Origin of the sequence: Mucilaginibacter glaciei, from assembly GCF_014773245.1 — a bacterium.
GTDB classification, from domain to species: domain Bacteria; phylum Bacteroidota; class Bacteroidia; order Sphingobacteriales; family Sphingobacteriaceae; genus Mucilaginibacter; species Mucilaginibacter glaciei.
Genome location: NZ_JACWMX010000004.1, coordinates 147,336 through 165,060, shown reverse-complemented (window position 1 = coordinate 165,060; position 17,725 = coordinate 147,336). Strand labels below are relative to the sequence as shown.

18 protein-coding genes and 1 tRNA gene are annotated in these 17,725 nt (G+C 43.1%); 11 read left to right on the top strand and 8 right to left on the bottom strand.

Translation table 11 applies throughout. The features are described 5' to 3' along the window. Window positions 1-68 precede the first annotated feature (68 nt). Window positions 69-482, bottom strand: a complete 414-nt coding sequence (ruvX, locus tag IDJ76_RS10695; protein ID WP_191163310.1) for a Holliday junction resolvase RuvX — start codon at window positions 480-482, stop codon at window positions 69-71. A gap of 150 nt (window positions 483-632) precedes the next feature. Here ruvX and IDJ76_RS10690 point away from each other — a divergent pair, with 150 nt between their 5' ends. The 3 genes from IDJ76_RS10690 to IDJ76_RS10680 are packed head-to-tail and all read left to right on the top strand — an operon-like array spanning window position 633 to window position 3,746. Continuing rightward, window positions 633-1,775, top strand: coding sequence for a DNA polymerase III subunit (locus IDJ76_RS10690; RefSeq protein ID WP_191163309.1), 1,143 nt, complete (start codon window positions 633-635; stop codon window positions 1,773-1,775). A 3-nt stretch (window positions 1,776-1,778) separates the two neighbouring features. Further along, entirely contained in the window at window positions 1,779-3,269 is a 1,491-nt protein-coding gene (gene ricT, locus IDJ76_RS10685; protein ID WP_191163308.1) for a regulatory iron-sulfur-containing complex subunit RicT, read from the top strand. Then, complete coding sequence (locus IDJ76_RS10680) at window positions 3,270-3,746, top strand: gliding motility lipoprotein GldH (RefSeq protein ID WP_191163307.1); 477 nt, start codon at window positions 3,270-3,272, stop codon at window positions 3,744-3,746. A gap of 37 nt (window positions 3,747-3,783) precedes the next feature. Here the strand turns inward: IDJ76_RS10680 and IDJ76_RS10675 are convergent, their stop codons facing one another. Continuing rightward, window positions 3,784-4,164 (bottom strand): hypothetical protein, encoded by a 381-nt coding sequence (locus IDJ76_RS10675; protein ID WP_191163306.1) that lies wholly within the window; start codon window positions 4,162-4,164, stop codon window positions 3,784-3,786. 77 nt (window positions 4,165-4,241) lie between these two features. Here IDJ76_RS10675 and IDJ76_RS10670 point away from each other — a divergent pair, with 77 nt between their 5' ends. The 3 genes from IDJ76_RS10670 to rmuC all read left to right on the top strand — a co-directional run bounded on the left by IDJ76_RS10670 (window position 4,242) and on the right by rmuC (window position 6,177). Next, window positions 4,242-4,496, top strand: coding sequence for a hypothetical protein (locus IDJ76_RS10670; protein WP_191163305.1), 255 nt, complete (start codon window positions 4,242-4,244; stop codon window positions 4,494-4,496). Window positions 4,497-4,504: 8 nt separating this feature from the next. Continuing rightward, on the top strand, window positions 4,505-4,744 hold the full coding sequence (locus IDJ76_RS10665) for a hypothetical protein (protein WP_191163304.1): 240 nt from the start codon (window positions 4,505-4,507) through the stop codon (window positions 4,742-4,744). 62 nt (window positions 4,745-4,806) lie between these two features. Continuing rightward, the gene (rmuC, locus tag IDJ76_RS10660; protein WP_191163303.1) at window positions 4,807-6,177 is read left to right on the top strand and encodes a DNA recombination protein RmuC; all 1,371 of its coding nucleotides are present in this window, start codon (window positions 4,807-4,809) and stop codon (window positions 6,175-6,177) included. Between the two features lie 196 nt (window positions 6,178-6,373). Here the strand turns inward: rmuC and thiL are convergent, their stop codons facing one another. Next, complete coding sequence (gene thiL, locus IDJ76_RS10655; RefSeq protein WP_191163302.1) at window positions 6,374-7,420, bottom strand: thiamine-phosphate kinase; 1,047 nt, start codon at window positions 7,418-7,420, stop codon at window positions 6,374-6,376. 210 nt (window positions 7,421-7,630) lie between these two features. Here thiL and IDJ76_RS10650 point away from each other — a divergent pair, with 210 nt between their 5' ends. Further along, window positions 7,631-9,064 carry a DNA/RNA non-specific endonuclease gene (locus IDJ76_RS10650; RefSeq protein WP_191163301.1) on the top strand — a complete coding sequence of 478 codons (1,434 nt, stop codon included), beginning with the start codon at window positions 7,631-7,633 and terminating at the stop codon, window positions 9,062-9,064. A gap of 126 nt (window positions 9,065-9,190) precedes the next feature. Beyond that, window positions 9,191-9,718 (top strand): hypothetical protein, encoded by a 528-nt coding sequence (locus IDJ76_RS10645; protein WP_191163300.1) that lies wholly within the window; start codon window positions 9,191-9,193, stop codon window positions 9,716-9,718. Window positions 9,719-9,722: 4 nt separating this feature from the next. On the opposite strand, the gene nadA is transcribed toward IDJ76_RS10645, so the two are convergent. Beyond that, window positions 9,723-10,715, bottom strand: coding sequence for a quinolinate synthase NadA (nadA, locus tag IDJ76_RS10640; protein ID WP_191163299.1), 993 nt, complete (start codon window positions 10,713-10,715; stop codon window positions 9,723-9,725). A 406-nt stretch (window positions 10,716-11,121) separates the two neighbouring features. On the opposite strand from nadA, the gene nadB reads away from it, so the two are divergent. Both nadB and IDJ76_RS21225 read left to right on the top strand, forming a co-directional pair. After that, entirely contained in the window at window positions 11,122-12,714 is a 1,593-nt protein-coding gene (gene nadB / locus IDJ76_RS10635) for an L-aspartate oxidase (RefSeq protein ID WP_191163298.1), read from the top strand. Window positions 12,715-12,796: 82 nt separating this feature from the next. Continuing rightward, entirely contained in the window at window positions 12,797-12,961 is a 165-nt protein-coding gene (locus IDJ76_RS21225) for a GIY-YIG nuclease family protein (RefSeq protein WP_224746284.1), read from the top strand. Between the two features lie 213 nt (window positions 12,962-13,174). On the opposite strand, the gene IDJ76_RS10625 is transcribed toward IDJ76_RS21225, so the two are convergent. Beyond that, window positions 13,175-13,247, bottom strand: a tRNA-Gly gene (locus IDJ76_RS10625). A gap of 68 nt (window positions 13,248-13,315) precedes the next feature. On the opposite strand from IDJ76_RS10625, the gene IDJ76_RS10620 reads away from it, so the two are divergent. Continuing rightward, window positions 13,316-13,825, top strand: coding sequence for a gamma carbonic anhydrase family protein (locus tag IDJ76_RS10620; RefSeq protein ID WP_191163297.1), 510 nt, complete (start codon window positions 13,316-13,318; stop codon window positions 13,823-13,825). On the opposite strand, the gene IDJ76_RS10615 is transcribed toward IDJ76_RS10620, so the two are convergent. From IDJ76_RS10615 to IDJ76_RS10605, 3 genes are all read right to left on the bottom strand, one after another. Next, window positions 13,815-15,380: an Ig-like domain-containing protein gene (locus IDJ76_RS10615; protein WP_191163296.1), complete on the bottom strand. Its 1,566-nt coding sequence runs from the start codon at window positions 15,378-15,380 to the stop codon at window positions 13,815-13,817. The genes IDJ76_RS10620 and IDJ76_RS10615 overlap by 11 nt on opposite strands. Before the next feature lie 196 nt (window positions 15,381-15,576). Next, a complete protein-coding gene (gene mnmG, locus IDJ76_RS10610; protein WP_191163643.1) occupies window positions 15,577-17,439 on the bottom strand; it encodes a tRNA uridine-5-carboxymethylaminomethyl(34) synthesis enzyme MnmG in 1,863 nt (620 codons plus the stop codon). A gap of 38 nt (window positions 17,440-17,477) precedes the next feature. Next, complete coding sequence (locus IDJ76_RS10605) at window positions 17,478-17,723, bottom strand: CBU_0592 family membrane protein (protein ID WP_191163295.1); 246 nt, start codon at window positions 17,721-17,723, stop codon at window positions 17,478-17,480. Window positions 17,724-17,725: the final 2 nt, after the last annotated feature.

Here is a 17,725-nt window from a genome sequence, read left to right as displayed (position 1 = left end):
ATCATTCAAATCAGCGGTTCTGACATTTAACCACTGAAATATCAGCGAAATCATTTAATCAGACAAAATCAACGGTTCAGACGGCTCATCCAGCTCTGCAGCAATATCACCGCCGATATGGTATCTACCAGTTCCTTATTCTGCCGGGCTTTTTTGCCCATGCCACTTTGGGCGATGGTTGCCGATGCCATTTTCGAGGTAAAGCGCTCATCAAACATTTCTACCGGTATATCCGGAAAGGTTTTCTTTAAGGTATTGGCAAAGCCTTTTACATGCATGGCCGATTGGGAGGGGGTGTTATCCATCTGTTTGGGTTCACCCACCACAAAGCGCTCCACGGGCTCGGTTTCCATATACTTTTTCAGGTAATCGATGATCTTTAGCGGGTGAATGGTATCCAGCCCGGTGGCGATGATCTGCATGGGGTCGGTAACCGCAATGCCAATGCGCTTGGTGCCATAATCGAAAGCCATTATTCTCATAAGATGTAAGGTAAGAGATAGGAGATGTGAGAATAAAACAGGGCACGTTGCATTGTATTATTAATATTATATAGTTCAAAGATAGTCGAATCAGGCAATGTCTCACATCTCCTATCTCACATCTCATATCTATTTCCTATTTTGCACCGAATGCAGTTTAAGAGTATCATAGGGCAACAGGCTACAAAGCAACGACTCATTACCTCGGTTAATGAGAACAGGGTGAGCCATGCCCAGTTGTTTTTAGGCCCCGAAGGCAGCGGCAGCCTGGCTTTAGCTGTCGCCTATGCGCAATATTTAAGCTGCGAGGATAAACAGCCCGACGATTCATGCGGGGTGTGTTCATCATGCCGCAAGTACCAGAAACTGATGCACCCCGATTTGCATTTTTCTTACCCCACCTTTGGCACCCCCAAAGAGGCCTCTATCGATTTTATTGAACAATGGCGCGATGCCTTTGGTACCAACCCATACCTCAGTTTAGATATATGGCGGGGTTATGTAGACTCGGGAAACAAGCAGGCAAACATCAATATTAACGAGTGCCACCAGATCATCAAAAAACTCAGCTTTAAACCTTTCGAATCCGTTTATAAGGTGCTCATCCTCTGGCTGCCCGAATACCTGGATAAACAGGGGAACGCATTGCTTAAGGTCATAGAAGAACCGCAGCCAAATACGCTGTTTTTATTAGTGGCCCAAAACCAGGACCAGATCCTGAATACCATTTTATCGCGCACGCAATTGATCAAGATCCCCTGTTTAAACTACGAGGATATTAAAGGCGAACTGGTTAGCCACCACAACCAAACGGATACGGCAGCTTCAGAGATCGCCTACCTGAGCAATGGTAACATGACCGAAGCGTTGAGCATGTTACAGCATGATACCAAAAGTTATCATGCGCTTTTTGTAGACTGGCTACGGATGTGTTTTTCTAACAAGGGCTTACTGGTTTTGCCTTTTGTTGACCAGGCAGCCAAAATGGGCCGCGAAAATCAAAAGAATTTTTTACGCTATGGCACCAGCTTTTTACGGGAATGCTGCCTGATTTTGTCGGGGGCAGAAAAGATCGTAAAACTACCCGAGCGGGAACTGGAAACGGCCAGGAAAATGTCGGCAGTGATGAGCATTCCGCAGGCGCAAACCCTTATCAACGAGCTGGAAAAGGCTCATTATCATATAGAAAGAAATGCGAACCCTAAAATCTTGTTTTTAGACGTATCTTTACAGATTATAAAAGTACTAAATTTGAAAATCGTCCCTGCGGGGAATCATTATATACCGAATTAAATTATGGGATGCGGAAGTTGCTCAATAGGGGGCGGTTGCTCACCTGCAGGCTGCAAAAGTAACGGCTCATGCCTTACAAATGGTTGCAGCAAACTGGATGTTTACGATTGGCTGTCACACATGGATATGCCAACTAATTATAAGCCCTTTTCGATAATCGAGGTTAAGTTTAAGGGATCGAGAAAAGAGTTTTATCATAACACCGACAATATTTACCTGGAAGCAGGCGACCTGGTAGCGGTAGAAACCACTACCGGCGGCTATGATATTGGCCACGTTTCTATCACCGGCGAATTGGTGCGCATGCAAATGACCAAGCGCCATGTAAAGGAAGCCGATGTTGTGAAAAAGATCTACCGCCGCGCCACCGTGGCCGATGTAGACAAATGGAAACTGGCCAAGGATATGGAATGGGAAACCATGCATAAATCGCGCACGCTGGCTTTAGAGCTTAATTTAAGCATGAAGATCAGCGATGTAGATTATCAGGGCGATAAAACCAAAGCCACCTTTTATTATACTGCCGAAGGCCGTGTGGATTTCCGCGAGTTGATCAAAAAAATGGCCGAGTCGTTCCGTATCAGGATAGAGATGCGCCAGATTGGGATGCGCCAGGAAGCCAGCCGCTTAGGCGGTATAGGCTCATGCGGCCGCGAACTGTGTTGCAGCACTTGGCTAACCGATTTTAAAACGGTGTCTACGTCTGCCGCACGTTATCAAAACCTCTCCTTAAACACGCTTAAACTGGCCGGCCAGTGCGGTAAATTAAAGTGCTGTTTAAACTACGAGCTGGATACTTACATGGATGCTTTAAAACACATCCCTGATAATGTAAATTACTTAAAGACCGAAAAAGGCGACGCCCGTTTGCAAAAGACCGACATCTTTAAAAAGATCATGTGGTTTAGCTATCCGCGCGATGAGGCATGGGTACCTATGCCAATTGCCAAGGTGAAAGAGATACAGCAAATGAACCGCGAGGGCATTATCCCGCCGGATTTGGGTGAGGTGATGGAAATAGAAACCAAGCCGGTAAAAGTATTGGATTATGAGAATGTTGTTGGCCAGGATAGCTTAACCCGTTTGGATGAGCGACGCAACCAGAACAATCAAAACCGTAATAAAAACAAGAACAACAAAAACCGCAATAAACAAGGCGGCAACAGGCCCGACGGCGCACAGACAGCCGCTCGTACGGAAGGCACACAGCCGCGACCCGAAGGTAACCGCCAGCAACAACAGCAAGGCCAAAACCCCGATGCGCAGCCAAGGCAAGAGCGTAGTAACCGCCAGCAAGGCTCAAGGCCAGAGGGTGGGCAGCCGCGCCAAGATAGGGGTAACCGACCGCAACAACAGCAAGGGCCGCGCACTGAAGGTGGTGAACAAACGGGCCCAAGGCCCGAAGGTAGCGGCAACCGCAATAATAACAGGCGCAATAATAACCGTCGCCCTAACCCTAACCGCAATAACGATAACCCTGCAAAACCGGAATAAATGCGTGCGTTTAAACTTATTTTTGGCGGCTTAATTACACTTGTGCTGCTATCGGCACAGGGCTGTACAGATCCCGGTGCTGTAATGGACCGGAATACGGAGATCCCCAACCATAACTGGGCCTATGTTAACCGCATTAAGTTTGATGTTAAAATTGATGACGAAACCATCCCCTATAATTTGTACCTAAATTTAAGGGTGGGCGGTGGCTACAGGTACGCCAATATTTACTTTTTAGTATCACAAACGCACCTCAATAAAAAAGCGACCACCCGCTACCAAAAAATGCTGGCCAACCCTGATGGGGAATGGCTGGGCAGCGGCAGTGGTAACCTGTATAGCTTTCAACTACCGCTACGCAGGCAATATAAATTCCCTGCAAAAGGCACCTACCATTTCGAGATTGAACAAAACATGCGTGACAACCCCCTGCATGAGGTAAGCGATGTGGGTTTGAGGGTAGAAAAAGCGCAGTAAGCTTTAGATATCTTACCTTATGCGCTAAATACAGCAATTAATTTACCGGGAAATCCAGCGTTATTTTACTGAAAGATCCCTGCTCTTTGCCGGTTACCTGTGCTACTACAGTGCCGTTGTCACTAATGGTGTAGGATATCGAATTTTCTGTCATTGTTTGAATTTCGAAATGCACTACATCACCCGCCGTAAAAGCAGATGTGAAATCATAGGCCGTGCCCGTAGCAACGGTTTTGGTATCGAGCGTAGTGGAAGTTACAGCAGATGATTTCATGACAGATACCAATGGCGTAATGGCTGCTGTGCCGGTCGCCTGAAACCTTATATTATGTACAAACGGCGTAGCATCGCCCCCTTTAGAACATGACGATATGGTAAAGCCGGCAACCAGTGCCATAAAAATATACAGGTACTTCATAATTGGTTTATTTTGAAATAATTTAAACATGTAAATATGCTGATTGTACTTTAAGTATACCAACAAAAAATTAATTGATGAAAAAGTTATTTGTTTATACGGCAACCATCGCCATCATTTCCGTATCTGCCTGTACCGGTAACAACAAAACAGGCGGCGATAAAGCCGACTCTGGTGAAACCAATGTAGGCAGCTCAGGCGCTGCGGATACCACCGCAGCAGCTTCATCAAGCACAGCAGTACAAAGAGGCACCGCAGGTACCGATACCAGCAGCAATGGTAAGGGAACCGCCACACCAACTGTAGATACGCCAAAAACAAACCCTAAATAACAGGCATCATGAAAAAAATATTTATCTGCCTGCTTACTGCTGCTGCGGCCATTACCTTCAGCGCATGCAAGGGCAAAAAAACTGAAACTAACTCGGCAGATTCCGGCCAGGTGCATGTGGGTAACGAAGGCCCGGCAGACAGTGCCAAAATAAAACCAACCCCAACCGAAACCGGCGGAAAAGATAGCAGCGGACAAGGCCAGGGTACCACCAATGCACCAAAGGATACGTTGAAAACTACGCCGTAATAGTAATTAATTTTTTAGCATTATTAAATTTGCTACATTCGTTTTGCTAATTTTTTTATCAAATGGATGCAGCTACGCTATTAATTATTGCAAGTTTTTTTATACTGCTTGTCGCCGTTTTCTTATTCATCAAACGACCCAAGGCGTCGGGTATTTCTGTGGATGAGTTTAATTTGGTCAAAGCAGAAAACGGTTCGTTAAAGATCTCCGTCGCTAAGGCAGAAGAGCGGGCTGCCGGTTCACAGCGCGAAAAGGAAAGTATCACCCTCCATTTAAAAGAAGAGCAGTCGCGGTTAATAGACGAGCTTTTTGATGTGCGCGGCCAACTGGCTCAGGCCAATCAATCTTTAGAGTCGTCCCGCTCATTTTTTAAGGCCCAGCAGGAAAAATTGAACGAGCAAAAAACCGAGATAGAACAAACCCGCCAGCACTTTCAGCGGGAATTTGAGAACGTGGCTGAAAAGCTACTGAAAGAAAAATCGAAGGAGTTTACAGATGTAAACCGCTTAAGCATTGATACCATACTGAACCCGTTAAAGGAAAACATTAAAGCCTTTGAAGAAAAGGTAGAAAAAGTTTACAACACCGAAGCGGCAGAGCGCCATGTTTTACGCGGCGAAATAGGCAAACTGATGGAATTGAACCAGCTGATCAGTACTGAGGCATCCAACCTGACCAAAGCCTTAAAAGGAGACAATAAAAAGCAAGGCAACTGGGGCGAGGTGATCCTGGAAAAGGTTTTAGAACGTAGTGGCCTGGTGCGCGACCGCGAGTACCGCATGCAGGTAAGCCTGAACGGCGTTGACGGGGGCAGGCTGCAGCCCGATGTGATCATTGATCTGCCCGACGAAAAGCATTTGATCATCGATTCAAAGGTATCGTTGATCGCTTATGAGCGGTTGGTTAATTGCGAGACCGATGAAGAACGCAAGCTATTCTCCAAAGCGCATGTCGAATCTATCCGCGGGCATGTGCATGGCTTATCGTCCAAAAATTATCATGACCTGCATGGGGTAAACTCGCCCGATTTTGTATTGCTTTTTGTACCGATAGAATCGTCTTTCAGTTTTGCCGTACAACTTGATGCCGACCTGTTCAGCGATGCCTGGGATAAACACGTGGTTATTGTAAGCCCGAGTACCTTACTGGCCACCCTGCGTACTATCGCCAGCATTTGGAAACAGGAACGCCAAAATCGTAACGTGTTGGAGATAGCCCGACTTAGCGGTACTATGTACGATAAATTTGTGGGCTTTATGGCCGATATGGAAGGTATCGGCAAAAACATCAACCAATCGCAAACGGCCTATAATAATGCTTTTAGCAAACTGGCTACCGGCAGCGGCAACCTTACCATTACTGCCGAAAAGCTCAAAAACTTAGGTGCTAAGGCAAATAAGCAACTGGATCAAAAGTATCTGGGGGAGGACTAAACGGTAAAAAGAGGATAGTACTTTTAAAAAGCATGTCATTGCGAGCGATAGCGCGGCAATCTCAGCGGACAAGCAATTTAGCTAACGAACCTTTCTTCTCTAAATTTTTAATTTTTAATTTTCTATCGATGGATTTGCCTATTTGATAGCTATTCTTATAAGATTGCCACGCTATCGCTCGCAATGACACTTAATTTTATTGCCCGGATTTAAACGCATTCCACCCCTGTGCCTTTAATTCGTGCTGGTTGCCCGATTTGGTGATGAGGCTGCAGCCCTCGTTAGGCTCTGTAATGTAGCCGATGATGGTAAAGTCCAGTTTGAACTTAATTTTGTCGTAGTCGGCTTGTTTAACGGTAAATAACAGCTCGTAGTCTTCGCCACCACTTAGGGCACACACTGTCGGGTCCAAATTAAACTCCCGGGCAGTATCGTAGGTCATCGGGTCAATAGGGATCTTCTCCTCGTATAACTTACAGCCTTTATTGCTTTGCTTACAAATGTGCAGCACCTCTGATGCCAATCCGTCAGACACATCGATCATCGCAGTTGGTTTAACCTCCAGTTCCTTTAACAAATCGATAATATCTTTACGCGCTTCGGGTTTTAACTGGCGCTCCACAATATAATCTTTGCCTTCCAGGTCAGGTTGAATATTGGGGTTTTCAATATAAACCAGCTTTTCGCGTTCCAGTAACTGCAAACCGGTATAGGCTCCGCCTAAGTCACCCGATACGCAGATCAGATCACCCTCTTCGGCACCATTACGGTACACGATATCTTTTTCATCCGCATAACCGATCGAAGTAATGCTGATCACTAACCCTTGTTTGGATGCTGTGGTATCGCCACCCACAATATCTACATTGTAGTTGCCGCAAGCCAGGTAAATGCCTTCGTATAGTTCTTCAATAGCTTCCAACGGGAATTTACTGCTCATGCCGATAGAAACCGTGATCTGCGTAGCCGTACCGTTCATGGCATAAATATCACTCAGGTTTACCTGTACGGCTTTGTAACCAAGGTGCTTTAATGGTGTATAGGCCAGGTCGAAATGAATGCCCTCTAACAGCATATCGGTAGAGATGAGGGTTTTTTTACCGGCAAAATCTAATACGGCGGCATCATCACCCACGCCTTTAACAGTACTTTTCTGGGTAATTACTATATTTTTAGTGAGGTGGTCTATTAAACCGAATTCCCCTAAATTTTCAATATTGGTCTTTTCTTCGTTCTCGAACATATTGTTGTTGTTTCACCGATTATTGCGATTACACAAATTTCTCCGCTTTAATCCAAAATCATACAAAAATACAAAAGCTTAAGCAATTAGTTGGCCTGTGATTTATGCCGCCTAATTGTTAAGACATTCTTGTAATATTTATCATACATCAAACAAATTAACATTAAGTTAACCCGCAGGTAGTATTTTTGCCTTTGTAAATATAATTATATGAAAAACAGAAAATTACTTATCTATTTGAGTTTTGCCCTGCTTGTTGTTGCAGGTTGTAAAAAAGATTTCAGAAGCGGCATAACCGTTGACCCGGCCCCCCCGGTAGAACCACCTAAGCCATACGCTATTACAGAAAGTTTTGAAAACGGTACAAAAGCAGCTTATGCAATTGCTGATGTACAATTAAATACCGGGATATGGAGTTTTAATGATGGCCTTATCGGTAACCTGGCAGCCGACCTGAAAAATGGTGCAAAATCAGTTCGTTTAAGAGCAGGTGATTTGACTATGAAATTTGACGTGGCAGGTGTAACCCAAATTAGCTTTAAGCATGGTAAATATGGTACAGATGCAGCATCGGGCTGGCAATTATTTATGTCGGTTGATAGCGGTAAAACATTTACCCAGTTAGGTAATGATTTTAACGAAACTAATACTACGCTGGTTGCCGATTCGTTTAAGGTTACAACCACCAAAAAGGTACGTTTTCAGTTCAAAAAAATTGGAACAGCTACTACCCGTATCAATATAGATGATATCACTTTCAAAGGTACGGGTGATGCGGGTATTGTAGTGGGTGGCGCAACCGATGTTAGCGGTGCCGATACCACTAACACATCGGGTACACCAGCTGCCGAACGTGGTGTTACAGCGGGTGCAGATGCACAACCTGTAAACGGCGACAACAGCAACCTTTTATTTGGTAATCCAAGCGGCGCACAACCTGCCATTGTCATGACAGATAACTACCTGATCGATCAGGCCTACTATGTAGAATCGTACAGCAGCAACCGCGGTACACCAAACTGGGTAAGCTGGCATTTAGATGCTTCCAATATTACCAACGCAAGCCCAAGGTTAGATAACTTCGCAGGTTTTGCCGGTTTGGCAAGCAGCTTTTATCATGTGGAAAGTAACAGTTATTCAGGATCTGGTTTTGACAGGGGGCATAACTGCCCTTCTGCAGACAGAACCAGTTCGGCCAATGCCAATTCAGCTACCTTCCTGATGACCAATATGATACCGCAGGCACCAAACAATAACCAGCAAACCTGGGCTAATATGGAAAATTATCTGCGTGAGCAAGTAGTTGCAGGTAACGAGGTTTACATTATAATGGGTGCTTACGGCACAGGGGGTACAGGTTCAAAGGGCACGGTTATGAAAATTAACAGCGACCATATTACCGTGCCAAGTAACGTTTGGAAAGTAGCCGTTATAGTACCTGTTGGCGATAGTGATTTAAACCGGGTATCTTCATCGACACGGGTAATTGCGGTAAATACCCCAAATATCAACACCACCAGTACCGACTGGAAAAGCTACCGTGTAACTGTACGCGACATTGAAAAAGCCACCGGTTACAATTTATTCTCTAACCTGCCGCAATCTGTACAGGATGCGGTAGAAATTAAAAAGGACGCTTTGTAAGTAAAGGATCAAATAACTTACCCACGCGTCATTGCGAGGTACGAAGCAATCTCTACACAAGCTAAATGGATATGTATAGCCGTAAGATTGCTTCGTACCTCGCAATGACGCTTTTAATAATTAACCATGAAAAAAATATCCATTTTTTTATTTTTAACACTTGTACTTTTTAGTACAGCATTCTCACAAACCAAAACAGAATTATTAAAGTTTAATCAACTGTATTTGACTTTTAAAGGCAAACAAGTGAAATTTTCTTCACTAAATGATCGAACTATAATCAGTTTGTTGGGCCATCCTATTAAAATTTCAAAAAAGCCGTGGGAAACTGCCGGAACAAATAAAGTGAAAACTTATTATTACAAAGGTTTTGAAGTCTCTACAGTAATGGGTTCACTCGAGTTTATTAATATTACAGGAAAGGGTGCTTCTTTCTCGTTTTTGATCAATAAAACAATATCTAAACCTTTTTCCGTTGGTAGTTCGGCAGATTTGATAAAAAGATATTTTCCTAAGTCATTTGCAGAAAAGGACCAAAACGGTGTGTTCGTAATTATAACTGATTCATCAGGAATTGAACAAGGGGAATCAATTCGTTTTAGTTTCTCCGGTAACAACATAAAAACAGTTGAATACGCGGTAAATGAATCCTAAACCTTTACAACCCCAAACTCGCCGAGATCTCCAGCATCCTTTCAATAGGTTTTACGGCCCTTTCAATGATGTGTGCCAGCACTTCAATTTCGGGCAATTCATTCTTTAGGCACAGGTATAATTTCTCCAGCGTATTACGTTTCATGTGCGGGCAATCGTTGCAGGCACAGGTATTATTTGGAGGCGCAGGGATGAACGTTTTACCCGGGTTATCCTTTTGCATCTGGTGCAATATACCCGCTTCTGTTGCCACTATAAATTCCTTTTCAGGGCTGTTGGTGGCGTATTTTAAAATACCGGTGGTCGATCCTATATAGTCTGCCATCTGTAAGATAACTTCCTCACATTCAGGGTGCGCCAGTATCTTCGCATTTGGGTAACGTTCTTTCAGTTTGGTAATTTTCTCCCGGCTAAAGATCTCGTGCACCATACATGCACCATTCCACAACACCAGGTCGCGGCCTGTTTTTTTAGCCACCCAGGCACCTAAATTTCTATCCGGGCCAAAGATGATCTTCTGCTCTTTTGGTAAGCTTTCCACTATCTGTACCGCGTTGCTGCTGGTACAAACAATATCACTTAAAGCCTTCAGCTCAGCCGTACAATTTACGTAAGTAATTACCAAATGGTCGGGGTAATTTTCTTTGAATTTCCTGAATAAATGCGGCGGGCAGCTGTCGGCTAATGAGCAGCCTGCCTTCAGATCCGGTAGCAAAACTTTCTTGTTGGGCGATAAAATTTTTGCTGTTTCGGCCATGAAATGTACCCCGGCAAAAACAATGATATCCGCATTTGTTTTAGCTGCCTGCTGAGATAGGCCAAGGCTATCGCCAATATAATCGGCAATGTCCTGAATATCTCCTTCCTGGTAATAGTGAGCCAGTATGACAGCATTTTTTTCTTTTTTAATTTTTTCTATTTCAGCAAAAAGGTCAAGCGACGGATCGATGTGCTCGTCAACAAAACCCTTCACTTTTATTTCTTCGAAGATATCCATTCCACATTTCAATTAATAATAACTCTTTTTATATATATAAATAAAACTATTGTTATTAAGGTGTTAGTTATGTTTAAAAGTTGTAATTATAAATGGTGTAAATATTGTTTATCAATACTTGTTAACAGTTATCAACTACCTTTTATTTTTTATAATGCTGATTTTAAGATTTATATGACAAACAACATTTTCTTTTAAAAGTTATTTGTTAATAATTACCTGCCCGATAAAATGTTAGTTTCGCAGGTAAAACGTCTTACAAATCGCTCAAAAGTAAATGTAAAATCCCGAAAATTCAGAGTTGTTCACACTATGTTTATTTGTTAAGTTTTTACTTACATTAAATTAACATGTTTTATACCGGTTATTAACATAAAGCCTAATTTTACACAATATACATCCAAACATGACTAAAACTGTTGAATTCCTTGTAGTAGGATCAGGCATTGCCGGCTTGAGTTTTGCACTAAAGGCTGCAAAGCACGGTAGGGTACTGATAGTTACCAAGGCTAACGAAGACGAAAGTAACACTAAGTATGCCCAGGGCGGTGTTGCCGTAGTTGTTGATAAAAAGGAAGATTCGTTCGAAAAACATATAAATGACACGCTAATTGCCGGTGACGGCCTTTGCGACAAGGAAGTTGTAGAAGCGGTTGTTAAAGAAGGCCCTGACAGGATCAGGGAAATTATTGAATACGGAACCAATTTTGACAAGAACAATGAAGGAATTTATGACCTGGCCAAAGAGGGTGGCCACTCCGAATTCAGGGTGTTGCATTATAAGGATATTACGGGGTTTGAAATTGAAAGGTCGCTTTTAGAAGAGATCCACCGGGAACCGAATATTGAAATATTAACGCATTATTTCGCAGTCGATCTGATCACCCAGCACCATTTGGGGGAATTTGTAGATAAATCAACCAAGGATATTAAATGTTATGGCATCTACGCTTTTAATACCGAGAATAGCCAGGTTGAGAAGATCTTGTCAAAAGTAACCGTTATGGCTTCGGGTGGTGCGGGTCACATCTACTCGGTTACTACCAATCCTACTATTGCCACCGGTGATGGTGTGGCGATGGTTTATCGTGCTAAAGGCAAGGTGCGTAATATGGAGTTTATCCAGTTCCACCCAACGGCCTTATATAATCCCGGTGAGTATCCTTCGTTCCTGATCTCTGAGGCCGTACGTGGTATGGGGGGCATATTAAAGCGTACCAACGGCGAAGAATTTATGCAGGAGTATGACGAGCGCAGATCATTAGCGCCGCGTGATATTGTTGCCCGTGCCATTGATGCCGAGATCAAAAAATCGGGTGAAGATTTTGTTTACCTGGATATTCGCCACAAAAAGAAGCAAGAGATTTTAGAACATTTCCCCAACATTTACGCCAAGTGTTTTGAAATTGGTTTGGATATGACCAAAGACATGATCCCCGTTGCACCGGCTTGCCATTACATGTGCGGTGGTGTATTGGTAGATCATGTCGGGAGATCGTCCATCAGTCGTTTATATGCCTGTGGAGAGTGTTCATCAACAGGTTTGCATGGCGCTAACCGATTGGCATCCAATTCCTTATTAGAGGCTTTAGTATTTGCTCACCGCATTTACGAGGATGCTGTCGTTCAGTTTACTGATTTCGAGATCCCCGCCAATATTCCCGATTGGAACGAGCATGGTGTAAAGCTTTCTAACGAAGATATCCTGGTTACCCACAACATCCGCGAAATGCAGAAACTGATGAATGATTATGTGGGCATTGTACGGTCCGATTTCAGGCTGGAACGTGCAATGCGCCGTCTCGGTTTACTACACGAGGAGACGGAATCGTTCTACAAGCAAACCAAACTGTCCGTTAAGCTTTGCGAGCTGCGTAATTTGATACAGGTAAGCTACTTAGTGGTAAAATCCGCTATGGCGCGGCACGAAAGCAGGGGGCTGCATTATACAACGGATTACCCGGAGCATGCGGACATGTTGGAGGATACGGTTTTTTGATTTCGGATTTCGAATTTTCAATTTCGGATTTAAAAGAAGCGCGTCATTGCGAGGTACGAAGCAATCTCCAGATACATAAGTTATGAATAAGATATTCTCTCAAGGCGGAAGCGTTTATATAATGACTAACCGATATCATAACGTATTATATACTGGTGTTACTTCTGAATTGGTGAACAGGATATGGCAACATAAAAATAATGTTTATCCGAATAGTTTTACGGCTAAATATAAATGTATAAGTTAGTTTACTTCGTGAATTTCTCGTTTATAGAAGAAGCAATTACGGAAGAGCAGAGAATTAAAGGCTGTAGCAGAGAATATAAAAGGTAATTGATAAGTGCGATCAATCCAAACTGGGATGACCTTTATGAAACTTTGATAGCGTAGCTTTGCGTATTGGGAGATTGCTTCGTACCTCGCAATGACGCGGTGGAAGTTAGTACGGTGGGAAGTTCAGAGCGAAAAACGGGATTCGAACCCGCGACCTTCAGTTTGGGAAACTGATGCTCTACCAACTGAGCTATTTTCGCTTATATTATTGCCAAAACTAATAAATATTTTAATCACTCAATCAGTCATTTACTCAATCACTAAATAAATGGTTATTCTTCCCGTAAAAGATAAATCACCCCAATGGGGCAGCGATTGTTTTATCGCCCCGAATGCTACCATCGTTGGCGATGTGATAATGGGCGATAATTGCTCGGTTTGGTTTAATGCCGTAATCCGTGGGGATGTACATTATATCAAAATAGGCAATAACACTAATATCCAGGATGGGGCCTGCATCCATGCTACTTACTTAAAGGCACCTACTAATATAGGTAATAATGTATCTATCGGCCACAATGCCATTGTGCATGGCTGTACACTGCATGATCATGTTTTAATAGGAATGGGCGCAATAGTTATGGATGATGCGGTAGTGGAGCCTTACGTGATCATAGGGGCAGGGTCTGTAGTACTGGAGCGGACCGTATGCGAATCAGGTTACCTATATGCCGGCAGCCCGGCTAAAAAAATAAAGCCTTTAACGGATGAGCAAAAGGCTTTATTGAATAAGTTACCGCAAAACTACATCATGTATTCGGGCTGGTTTACGGGGTAACTACTTCTTTTGGGATATCCAGGGTTTCTTCCGCATCCCAGTTGGGGCGCAGGGTAATTTCTTTATCACCCGGATATATATTTTCGGGATAGGTTTTCAGCCGCACGTTGCCACTATCCCATCGTCCGTTTTTATTATCATCGTAAATCACCCTTAAATTGTATTTGCCCGTGAGGTAATTTTTGTACACTAACGATGTACTTTTAGTGATCACATCGCTGCGCATCACATTTTTCTGTTCGTTGAGAATTTCAACTACATATTGTTTGGTAGCATCCGGTACGGTTACCTTTAAGGTAAGGATGCTATAGTTTTCGGTTTTATCACCTTCAAAGCGGATGCCCTGCCGTTTATTTTTGCCGCCGTAAATATCTGTAACCGCGCCTTCATTTAAAACCAACTCGTATTTACTTTTTGCCCGATACCGATTGCGGATGATGAATGCGTTTGCATTCGTTGTGTCTTTTTCGAAAGTCAAATTGTTTAGTTCTACCGAATCTTCTTTAAGCGAGATCAATGAAGTGTTGTAGCTATCCAGCGGGAAGTTAGCCGTTACAATCAGGTCGCTGCCGGGCCGCAATTTGTTATCACGGTTGATATTGTATTTAAAAGTGATGTTGTGTGTAAAGGCTTCTTTACGGCCTTTTATAAAGCTTGCGCTATCTAATGGTTTGTTGTTATCATACAAGGCTACCCGCAATGAGTCGAAATCCATGTTGCGCATAAACAGGAGGGCGGTATCTTTCGTATTGCTTATTTGTACTATTTTTTGATTATCGAAAGCCGCAGGGTAAATAATTTTTAAAGAGGGTTTTTGTACGGGCTTATTAAAAACGAAGGTGATCTTACCATCCGGATCGAAACGTTTTTGTGAAAGCAACCTGAACTTTTCGGCAGTTTGCTTAAACAGTTTTAACTGAACGGCCGATGTATCCTTATCAACTTTTATCGGAGTTTTTAAAAAGCCGATCAATTCCTGATCGTCGTTATAGATCTTGTCTGCACTTGCTTCTTTTAAGGCGTAAATACGGTAGGTGTCTTCGCGCAAGTTGTTTAAAGAAAAATTACCTGCCGAATCTGTCGTTGCGAAAATCGCCGGTTTCTTTTTTCCAAAAAGTAAAGAGTCTTGTTTTAAGGGGAAAAGCATTACCGTTGCATCTTTCTCCTTTGCCTGGGTAATACTGTTGATCACCGATCCACTAATGCTCAATGAGTCGATATGGGTGCCGGTAGAAAAAACATAAGTAAAGTTTTTTAAGACGTTACTTTCGTTAACATCGGCAATGGCCTTACCAAAGTTGATCACATAGGTGGTGTTCTTTAGTAAGGAGTCTTTAAAATTTATGACCAGGTTTTTTTTATCAGTCTTGTACTCCGGCTGTTTTTCCATAGCCGGGCTAATGCTGATCTCCTGGTACGGATTCTGTAATTTATAATATTCGTCAAATTCCAGGCGGATACTTTTTGCGTTAAAATTGCGCGTCATATTCTCCGGCGTCGCCTTCAATAATTTTGGCGGGGTAAGGTCGCGAGGCCCTCCGTTAGGCCTTTGCATGGCGGCACAACCACAAAGCACCGTTAGCACGAAAACGAAGCACGAAATTTTGTACAAAAAAGCAGACTTTGTATTTAACATGGTTTTTTTGCCCTATAAACGACTTTTATGTTTTGATGAATTCTGATATTAAAAAGCTAAAAAAGTGCTTTAATAAGAAAGTTATATAAATAGCTGACTTACAGTTAATTATGAACTATCTTGATACGTGAACCATTAAAACCGACACATCTGACGGTGATACGCCCGAAATGCGCGATGCCTGGCCCAAAGTACGTGGTTTTATCTTTTTCAATTTTTCGCGCGCTTCTTTGGAGAGGGAAACCAATTGGCTATAATCAAATTCGGGATTGATCTCTCTGTCCTCCATTCTTTTCATGCGGTCAACAATTTCCATTTCTTTTATAAAGTAACTCTCGTATTTGATTTTTATTTCAGCCTGCTCAATTGTTTCTTTATCGTAAGCGGATAGTTTATCTTGTAATGAGGCATCTACCTGGTTTAGCTCTTTAAAACCTAATTGCGGCCTGCTTAACAAGTTAAACAATTTAGCACTTTGGTTGATCGGGCTTGTGCCGCTCTTTTCCAGCAGGTTATTTACAATAGATGGATCAATACTTTTACTGCGGGTAAAGGCTACAATTTCATCTGAGTTTTTAATCTTTTGATTTACCTTATCTAAGCGCTCGTCGCTAATTAAACCTAACTCGTGGCCCATTGGGCTTAAACGGATATCGGCGTTATCCTGGCGTAATAACAGGCGATGTTCAGCACGTGAAGTAAACATTCGGTAAGGCTCTTCTGTACCTTTGGTTACCAAGTCATCTATTAGCACACCTATATAGGATTCAGATCTTTTCAGGATCAGTTCATGCTTGTCATTAATTTTTTGATGTGCATTAATGCCGGCAATGAAACCTTGAGAAGCTGCTTCTTCGTAACCTGTAGTCCCGTTGATTTGCCCCGCAAAATATAAATTGCTGATCAGTTTAGTTTCTAAGGTCAGACCTAACTGGGTAGGCGGGAAGTAATCATATTCAATAGCATATCCAGGGCGGAACATTTTAGCCGTTTCAAATCCCGGTATCTGGGTTAATGCTTTAAATTGGACATCTTCCGGCAGGGAAGTAGAGAATCCATTTACATAAATCTCAACCGTATTCCAACCTTCGGGTTCTACAAATATCTGATGACGGTCGCGTTCGGCGAAACGATTGATCTTATCTTCAATAGACGGGCAGTATCTTGGGCCTAAACCCTTGATCCGGCCGGTAAACATTGGCGACCTTTCGAAGCCTTCCTTTAACGTTTCGTGTACTTTAGTATTGGTGTAAGTGATCCAGCAGCAACGTTGATCTGCTACTAAAGGCACGTCTGTATAAGAAAAGCGACCGCGCTCTTCATCGCCCCACTGCTCTTCCATCAGCGAATAATTTAATGAGCGGCCGTCCACACGGGGTGGGGTGCCGGTCTTCATTCTGCCCGAATCAAAACCGAGGGTAATTAATTGTTCGGTTAATCCGGTAGCAGCCTTTTCACCTGAACGGCCACCCCCAAATTTTTTCTCTCCGATATGAATTACACCGTTGAGGAAGGTTCCATTAGTCAGTACTACAGAGTCGGCTTCTATCTCAACACCGATTGATGTTTTTACTCCTGCGATGGTATTTCCTTTTACTAAGAGGGAGGTTACAGTATCCTGCCAAAAATCTACATTAGGTGTTTTCTCTAATGCGATTCGCCATTCTTCAGCAAACCTTGCCCGGTCACTTTGCGCGCGTGGGCTCCACATTGCAGGGCCTTTTGATAGGTTAAGCATGCGGAATTGCAGAGATGTTTTATCGGTAATAATACCTGAGTAACCTCCTAATGCATCAATCTCCCGCACTATTTGTCCCTTCGCCACACCGCCCATTGCGGGGTTGCAACTCATCTGGGCAATGGTACCCATATTCATGGTGATCAGCAAAACCGATGACCCTAAGTTGGCGGCAGCAGCAGCGGCTTCACAGCCGGCATGCCCAGCACCAACAACAATAACATTATATTTTTTAAACATATAACCTCCATGTTCCACGTGGAACATTGTTTAAATATCTACTCAGATGTTCCACGTGGTACCTTTATAAACGATACAAAGGCAAAAGCCGCCCAAATGCTTTCCAAAACCACAAAAGGGTAAAAGTCGATCATATACGATGATATTCCGCATAATCCTGCGCCCAAAAAATTCAGTCCACTATACCAGCGGCTTTGCGCCGGGAGCTTTTTATACAGATTTAGCAAGAATGCTACAAGCAAAATAGCTACACCTGTTGATGCGATGATGTCTGATAATTTCATCT

What these genes read in the sequence shown, in the direction of transcription:
- ruvX (WP_191163310.1), bottom strand. Translation starts at nt 482, where the DNA reads ATGAGAATAATGGCTTTCGATTATGGCACCAAGCGCATTGGCATTGCG.
- IDJ76_RS10690 (WP_191163309.1), top strand. Translation starts at nt 633, where the DNA reads ATGCAGTTTAAGAGTATCATAGGGCAACAGGCTACAAAGCAACGACTC.
- ricT (WP_191163308.1), top strand. Translation starts at nt 1,779, where the DNA reads ATGGGATGCGGAAGTTGCTCAATAGGGGGCGGTTGCTCACCTGCAGGC.
- IDJ76_RS10680 (WP_191163307.1), top strand. Translation starts at nt 3,270, where the DNA reads ATGCGTGCGTTTAAACTTATTTTTGGCGGCTTAATTACACTTGTGCTG.
- IDJ76_RS10675 (WP_191163306.1), bottom strand. Translation starts at nt 4,164, where the DNA reads ATGAAGTACCTGTATATTTTTATGGCACTGGTTGCCGGCTTTACCATA.
- IDJ76_RS10670 (WP_191163305.1), top strand. Translation starts at nt 4,242, where the DNA reads ATGAAAAAGTTATTTGTTTATACGGCAACCATCGCCATCATTTCCGTA.
- IDJ76_RS10665 (WP_191163304.1), top strand. Translation starts at nt 4,505, where the DNA reads ATGAAAAAAATATTTATCTGCCTGCTTACTGCTGCTGCGGCCATTACC.
- rmuC (WP_191163303.1), top strand. Translation starts at nt 4,807, where the DNA reads ATGGATGCAGCTACGCTATTAATTATTGCAAGTTTTTTTATACTGCTT.
- thiL (WP_191163302.1), bottom strand. Translation starts at nt 7,420, where the DNA reads ATGTTCGAGAACGAAGAAAAGACCAATATTGAAAATTTAGGGGAATTC.
- IDJ76_RS10650 (WP_191163301.1), top strand. Translation starts at nt 7,631, where the DNA reads ATGAAAAACAGAAAATTACTTATCTATTTGAGTTTTGCCCTGCTTGTT.
- IDJ76_RS10645 (WP_191163300.1), top strand. Translation starts at nt 9,191, where the DNA reads ATGAAAAAAATATCCATTTTTTTATTTTTAACACTTGTACTTTTTAGT.
- nadA (WP_191163299.1), bottom strand. Translation starts at nt 10,715, where the DNA reads ATGGATATCTTCGAAGAAATAAAAGTGAAGGGTTTTGTTGACGAGCAC.
- nadB (WP_191163298.1), top strand. Translation starts at nt 11,122, where the DNA reads ATGACTAAAACTGTTGAATTCCTTGTAGTAGGATCAGGCATTGCCGGC.
- IDJ76_RS21225 (WP_224746284.1), top strand. Translation starts at nt 12,797, where the DNA reads ATGAATAAGATATTCTCTCAAGGCGGAAGCGTTTATATAATGACTAAC.
- IDJ76_RS10620 (WP_191163297.1), top strand. Translation starts at nt 13,316, where the DNA reads ATGGTTATTCTTCCCGTAAAAGATAAATCACCCCAATGGGGCAGCGAT.
- IDJ76_RS10615 (WP_191163296.1), bottom strand. Translation starts at nt 15,380, where the DNA reads ATGCAAAGGCCTAACGGAGGGCCTCGCGACCTTACCCCGCCAAAATTA.
- mnmG (WP_191163643.1), bottom strand. Translation starts at nt 17,439, where the DNA reads ATGTTTAAAAAATATAATGTTATTGTTGTTGGTGCTGGGCATGCCGGC.
- IDJ76_RS10605 (WP_191163295.1), bottom strand. Translation starts at nt 17,723, where the DNA reads ATGAAATTATCAGACATCATCGCATCAACAGGTGTAGCTATTTTGCTT.